Genomic DNA, 7547 nt, shown 5'->3' on the forward strand with positions numbered 1-7547 from the left:
ACGATGGCAGGACTGAAATTTGATATAACGGGGGATAACGGCAACATGCTCTCTGCTTTGCAGGGGGTCCAGAACGGCGTAAGACAGACGCAAAGAGTTGTTGAGCAAGGCGGAGCAGGTATAGAACAGGTGTTCGGAAAGATACAATCTGCTGCTACTGCCGCTATGGGTGCTTTCTCAGCACAGCAACTCGCCTCAAAAGTCATGTCCGTTCGTGGAGAGTTCCAGCAGTTGGAAGTAGCCTTTGAAACAATGCTCGGCAGTGCAGAGGAAGCTAACAAACTGATGAACCAACTCGTAAAGACAGCCGCCACCACTCCGTTTGACTTGCAAAGCGTATCGCAGGGAGCAAAGCAGTTGCTCGCATACGGTACAAGTGCTAACGAAGTGAATGAGACACTTGTAAGGCTTGGTGATATTGCCGCAGGTCTGTCTGTTCCTCTTGGAGATTTGGTGTACTTGTACGGAACGACAATGGTACAGGGAAGGCTTTTTTCTAAAGATTTGCATCAGTTTACGGGCAGAGGCATTCCTATAGCAAAGGAAATTACCGATCAGTTTGGTGTTGCAGAAGATAAGATTCTTGATTTGGTTGAAGCCGGCAAGGTTGGTGCGGCCGAAGTAAAGAAAGCCATTATCTCCATGACTTCGGAGGGTGGCAGGTTCGGAGGTCTTATGGAAAAGCAATCTCATACCATCACAGGACAGATAAGTAATATCGAAGATGCTATCGACACGATGTTCAACGAAATAGGGAAACAGAGTGAGGGTGGTATAAACACAGGGCTTGCTCTTGTTTCTAAACTCGTTGAGAATTGGGAAACGGTTGCTCGTGTCCTTGGAACCGTTGCTGCTGCTTATGGCATATCAAAAGCTGCTATAATTGCTTATAATGTTTATCAGACTATCCATAACAGATTGTTGCAGGAGGCAGCTTTGCAAAGCAAATTGGCAGCGATGAATAATATCACTCTCTCCAATTCTGAAGCTATGGCGGCTGCACGTACAACATTGTTCTCTGCTTCGATAAAGGGTCTTACGGCTGCCATTGCCGCCAACCCCGTAGGTGCGTTGACGGTCGGGCTTACTGCGTTATTGAGTGTTATTCAACTTGTGAATACTGATATGGACAAGATGGCTGTATATACCGATAAGTTTGGTAAAGATGCAGCCACAACTCTGACTACTCTTGATACCTATTCCAACACTCTTTTAGGGTTATCGGATGGACATGACAAGTTGAAATTATCAGGAAGTACATCTAAGAAAGTATTGGAAGAACTTAACTCTATCCTCGCTGATTATGGTGTTACTCAGATAAAAGAGGGGGACAACATAGATGTTGTTAATGCAAAAAGAGAACAGGCTATTCAGCTCATAAAAGAGGAAAGCATAGAGCGTCAAAGATTGAACGATATCGACGCTGTAAGCCAAGAATATCAGCAAGCTACTCAAGATGCGCAAAATCAGTTGGTGAACGACCTTAGCAATGCTGTTTATAATAAGACTGGAGATACTTTACTTAACAAGATTTTTGGTAGTGCTGATGAAATTAGAGAAAATGCTTCCGCTATCAGTATGATTATAGGAGACGTCGTTAGAAATAACATGAATCTTATAGTTAACAAATCGGGTGAAGAGTACGAGAAAGGAATGGATAAGATACGCTCCAAGATACAGGAGCGTATGAAAGCGATAGGTTTGAGTGAAGAAGCCATCAACAGCCAGTGGGCAGACAATGGACTGTTTAAGTCAGATGATATTATTCAGAAGTATGTTAATAGCATGCAGGAAGCTACCGTAGCTCAAGAAAGGCATCTCGATATGGTAAATAGGTCTGCTGAGGCAGAAAGAAATGCCGCAAGTGCATCTATGGACTATGGGGACAAGGTTGCTGCTTTGGAAAGGAAACTTCAAGGACCAACAGACGGTGTTCATCAGCTTTACAAGAATATCAAAGAACTGATGTCGCAGTACAAAGATAACACGATAGGTTTTCATATCAACTTTGACGGTCAGTTTCCATCATGGATGGGTAAGATGGGCATCCCTGAACTTGAAAGGCTTTCCAAGCGTTTCGCTTCTATCGGTGCAAATTTGAAAGACGGAGGGTCTGCTATTGTCAATGGTAAGCGATATACTAAGCAGCAAGCTCTCCAGCGTTCAGCAGACTATGCAGAGGCGGCTGAAGATAAGCAGAGCAAAAAAGACGCGGCAGGCAAAGAGGCAAAAAGGAAAGCAGAAGAAGCTGCAAAAGATGCAGAGAAAAATAAAAAGAAATATGCAAATGATGCAAAACGAAAAGCGGAAGAGGCTAAACGTGAGCAAGAAAGAATAGCGGAAGAAACGATAAATCGTAACAAGGCTATCAAGGGTTATGAAGAAAGTGTTTTGGAACAACAAAAGGAAACAGAGCTTGCTTTAAGGCAGCATAACATAGACCTCAAGGAAGATAGTTATGAGAAAGAAATCAAGCAGATAAACCTCAATTACGACCGTTTGATTGCTGAGAATGAGAAGCGTCGTAAGGACATGATAGAGGCTCTCAAAAACAATAAAGTCAATGAGTGGCTTAATAAGAACCCAAAGGCGACGAAATCGCAAGAGGGAAATTACAGGAACTCACTCAATCTAACAGACAGCGATTTGAATGTAACGCAAAAGGCGCAACTTGATGAGTATGAAATAATTGCTGTCGAGCAGAGGCGCAAGTCTATATCCGAGCTGTTGATTATGCAGAAAAACTCCTTGTATGAGTATTTAAAGGAATACGGTACAGTACAGGAGCAGATGTACGCTATCACCAATGAGTATGACGAGAAGATAGCCAGGGAAAAGGACGAGAACCGTAGGAAGATACTCGAAGCGGAGAAGAAGGACGCACTCGCCTCTGCCAAATCAAGGAACCTTGCCCTTGACATAGACTGGGGCGCAACCTTTGAGGGCGTGGGTAATGTACTGAAAGACATTGCCAGGGACACCCTGAAAGAGGTCGAGGCGTACATGAAGACGGCAGAATTCAAGGCTCTTTCCCCGGAAAGCAAAAAGTCATACGCTGACTTGCGCAACAACCTCCGAAAGGAGGGCGTAGGAGATGCTACATCCCCGTTCAACTTCGGCATCTGGGGAAAGATAGCCGAGCAGACAAGAGGCTATCAGGATGCCGTGAAGACACTCAAGGAGAAGACCGACGCGCATACCAAGGCCGTAGAGGATTTGCGAAAGGCAGAATTCGATTTGTCCAAAGCCACGGATGAGACTTCTAAGAGTATTGCGAAAGCAAAAGTGGAATCCGCTAAGAAAACCGTCAACGAAACGGAGACAGAACAAGAAAACGCAAAAACTGACGCTGATAATGCCAAGCAAGACCTAACTGACAGCACCAACGCTGCCGCGCAGGGAATACATAATTTCACCTCTGCCCTCAACGAGATGAGCAACGGGTCGCTCTATGGGTTTGCCAACGGAGTAACCAAGCTCGTAACAAGTCTTATGAAAGGCTCTGACGGCGTCGGAAAGGGGTTGTCTGAACTCGGGGGAAAGGTCGGCGGTATCATAGGGGCCATCTTGCAGATTATTGACGCACTCGGGGACGCACCCGCCGAATTTATCACAAGTTTACTCGAAAAAGTCGATGCTGCCGTACAGGCAATCATTACGGAACTCCCCAACATTATTATGGATGTCATCAAGGGTGTTGCCAATATTGTCGGAAGTATAATAGAGGGCATAGGCAGTTGGTTCGGCGCAAAAGACGGTTGGATGAACGGGAGTAACGCCAAGGAAGTGAAAGAGACTACGGAAAGGCTCACGAAGTCCAACGCCGCCCTGCAAGGCTCTATCGACGAACTAAGGGAGAGCATCGATAAGTCTGGCGGGGCAAAGGCCATAGACAGCTACGAGGAAGCATACAAGAACCAGGAGGCCGTGAACAGGAATACAATGGAGATACTGAAAGCCCAGATGAGCTATCACGACAACCATCACTCCAACGCCTACTACTGGAGCCTCGGAGACAGGGAGTACAAGCAGATAAACGACACGCTTGCAAAGTATAAGAGAGAAAATCCGATAGCCAAGACCGCTATTGAAAGTGTCCACAGCCTTGAAGACATCTACAAGCTTACTCCGGAGCAGATGAAGGCCATATCCGTAAACAATGTGGAACTGTGGTCGAGAATGCTTGACGAGGGGAAATACGACAAGTCCGAGTACTGGGAGAAATATGTCGCCCTCGCAGGGGAGCTTGAGGCTCTTACCGAGAAGATTAGCGACAACCTCACACAGACATCGTTCGATAGCTTACATGACGATTTCGTATCGACCATCATGGACATGGACGCTACGGCTTCCGACTTTGCGGACGACTTTACAGAAATGATGGCAAGGGCGTACACCAATGCCGCCGTGGGAGACCTCATGGACGACGACCTGAAGAAGTTCAAGGAGAAGTGGACGAACAAAATGAACAAAGAAAACGGAAAAGTCGACTTCACTAAAAGCGAGATAGACGAGCTCCGCAATGACTACCAGACACTCACGGACAGGGCGTTAAGCATACGAAATGCCATGCAGGAGGCTACGGGATACACAGGGAAACAACCAGAGCAGAATGCCACCGCAAACGGAGTTTCCTCTATCACCTACGAGCAAGCAACGAATATAGATGCGCTCCTTACCGCTGGGAATATCACGAGAGAGCAGATAAAGGACTTGGCAAATGCCGTTATGGCTAACGTATCATCAATGGTCACATTTTCATCATCTACGAACTCGGCAGTATTGGAGATTAAAAACTTAATGGTTTATAACAATAGTTATTTGGAGGATATTTTGAAATGCTCGAAATCCATCTATTCAGAGTTCGCCGCAAAGTTGGATAATGTAAACAGAAACTTAAAAGAATTGAAGTAATGCTTATAGGACAATTAAAGATAAATGGGAAAGATGCCTATACCACGTGGGGTGTCAGTATGGATGATACATCTTTGTCTGCACTGATGACACCTCCATCCGTAAAGGCGTATATTGAGAATAATAACAGAACTGAGCATGGTAAAAGAGTGATTACTACTTCTGTATTTGTGGATTCGCGTGATTTGACCTTGCAGATTAATTTAACTGCTAACGATGAACAACAGTTTTTTGAACGGTACGCATCTTTTTGCGAAGAATTAGCAAAAGGTATTCTTGACATAGAAACCTCATTTCAGCAAGGGATTGTATATCATTGTCTGTATCAGTCATGCTCTCAATTCAGCCAGTTTATGCGTGGGATAGGGAAGTTTGTCTTGAAATTAACAGAGCCTAACCCGAACAAAAGAAATTGAAATTATTTATTTGTTAATCAAATAAATTTAACTATCTTTGCAATATGGTTATACACGACATAGACGGCAAGAAATTGCTCGATGTAATCTTAACAGAGAGTGCCGAGCATGAGCAAGAGTTGAGCAAGTCGGACTTTGTGAAGCTCTCGTGGGAAAGTGATGTAAAAATTACTATCCCCGCTGGCTCGTATATTATCCCCTTTGAAGATGGATTAAAGTACCGTCTACTGAATAGCTACACCCCATCAGAAACAGATAAGGGCTTCAAGTATGATATAAGTTTTCATCATCCTTTGATGTGGCTTAGCCGTGTGCCGTTTCTGTATGTAGAGAACGATTTGAAGCAGCAGGAATGGTCGTTTGAGGGACTGACGGTATCAGCACTTGAATACGTGTGCAAGGCTATCAATGAAGCGTTCGGCATCACGGATGATACACAGAAGTTCACCTATACCCTTTGCGGTACTGTGGACGGCTCTGTCAATTTTTCCGTATCGTCAAACGATATACTTTCCGTTCTTTCCTCTATTGCACAAGCCTGCAAGGATAATAACTGCGAGTGGCATCTATCATGGGAACATCGTGCGCTTTACTTCGGGCAGATAGCCATCAACTTAGGCGAGGAAGTGCCAGTATTGAAAGTCCACGACAACATCCAGACTGCATCAGTAAACGAATCGAAGGAGGATTATTATAACTGTTTCTATCCGCAAGGCTCAACAAAGAACATGAGCCGCAAAGCGCAGGTAGGCACTGGTAATGTGGCCACTCTTGCACGATTAGGGCTTGATACAACCAAGTACCCCGATGGATGTATCTATGTGGGCACAGACGGAAAGGTTATCACCAAGGAACGGTTTGACGCAAGCAACGCCATCAAGCAGACGCTGGCACTCTCCTTTGACGACATTTTTCCCCACCTCGACCTATATGCCTACAATATCCGCAAGCGTACACGCTGGCTAAAGAATGACACCACAGGCGAGTATGAGAAGAACCCCGACGGCACGAATAAGATATACACCGTGTGGTATATGCGTTTGGCATACTGCACCACAACCAAGGACACCACTAAGCCACTTGTAAACACTACCACCGATAAAGACGAACGAGGAAATACCGTTACTCACTACTGGTACGACTATGACCTCGACCCAAAGAAGCAGATATTGCAAGGCTACACGCTAAAAGGAACATTCAAGGTCAACACGCATACGACGAATAGTAAGTATGACGCCCTTACACAGTCTTTGGTTGGCCAGCCAAGCGGACAAGATGGCTTTGAGCTGGATTTCCACGAAGAGGATAGCCACTATATTCCTGCATCAGAAACAACAGGCGACAGCGGCGTGTCAGTCCTCAAGGGCGACTATGAGATAGTAATGTATCAAAGCGGCGACACTATTATCCCTACCAACGAGGAAGACGGATTTATACCGCACGGCAAGGCACTTCCCGACCTCACCTGCAACATCGTGGTGCTGTTTAACATCGTAATGGGTGAGTATGAAACAAAGCTCGCACAGGAGGAACTTGCTGCACGCACCATCAAGGAAATAAACCGCCGTGCACAAGATAATAACAACTACACAGCTCATTCCAATGCCGTAGAGTTCGCAAGGAAGAACCCCAACCTCTACATCGGGCAGAAAGTAACCTATGATGATGGCTTCGGCTACCAGCTCTCCACACGGGTAATCAAACTCGTAACTAAACTGGACTACCCTATCATTCAGGAGATAACAGTCGGGAACCAAGCCATCAAAGGTACTATCTCACAATTAAAGGAGGATGTGAACAATATCCTCTCGGGTAATTTTAGCGGCGGCGGGCTGAACGCTTCGCAGATAGGCGACCTGTTGAAGAACTATACGGCCGCACACCTGCTCCGCAAGGATACCCCGGACACCGCCCAGAGGCTGATAACCTTCCTGGAGGGCATCGCCCTCGGCAGCGAGGACGGGAAATACTACCTCGACGCGGACGGCTTCGCAAGGCTCTTCCGGGTCGTGGCAAGCTCCGTAACGAGCAGCCGCTACACGGCTGGCGACGAGGGTCTGGGCTACTCCCTCTACGAGAGCGAGGACGGCACGGGCACGCTCGAGGTCGACAACCTCAAGGTACGCAGGCAGATGAGCATCGCCGAGCTCGAGGTCAGGAAGAAGACCTACACCTCCGGTAACCTCTCCCTGGGCAAGGCCGGCAACACGATATTCG

Annotated in this window: 2 protein-coding genes and 1 pseudogene; all 3 read left to right on the forward strand. The window is 46.2% G+C overall.

What is annotated here, in order from left to right:
• Nucleotides 1-3: 3 nt before the first annotated feature.
• Entirely contained in the window at nt 4-4914 is a 4911-nt protein-coding gene (locus tag BM114_RS11370; RefSeq protein ID WP_092113520.1) for a tape measure protein, read from the forward strand.
• Nucleotides 4914-5330: a hypothetical protein gene (locus BM114_RS11375; RefSeq protein ID WP_092113522.1), complete on the forward strand. Its 417-nt coding sequence runs from the start codon at nt 4914-4916 to the stop codon at nt 5328-5330. Before BM114_RS11370 ends, BM114_RS11375 begins: the two co-directional genes overlap by 1 nt.
• A gap of 44 nt (nt 5331-5374) precedes the next feature.
• Nucleotides 5375-7547, forward strand: a pseudogene (locus tag BM114_RS11380) (hypothetical protein); the annotation flags it as partial.

This window comes from Prevotella sp. KH2C16 (assembly GCF_900113305.1).
Lineage (GTDB): Bacteria > Bacteroidota > Bacteroidia > Bacteroidales > Bacteroidaceae > Prevotella.

What these genes read in the sequence shown, in the direction of transcription:
- BM114_RS11370 (WP_092113520.1), top strand. Translation starts at nt 4, where the DNA reads ATGGCAGGACTGAAATTTGATATAACGGGGGATAACGGCAACATGCTC.
- BM114_RS11375 (WP_092113522.1), top strand. Translation starts at nt 4,914, where the DNA reads ATGCTTATAGGACAATTAAAGATAAATGGGAAAGATGCCTATACCACG.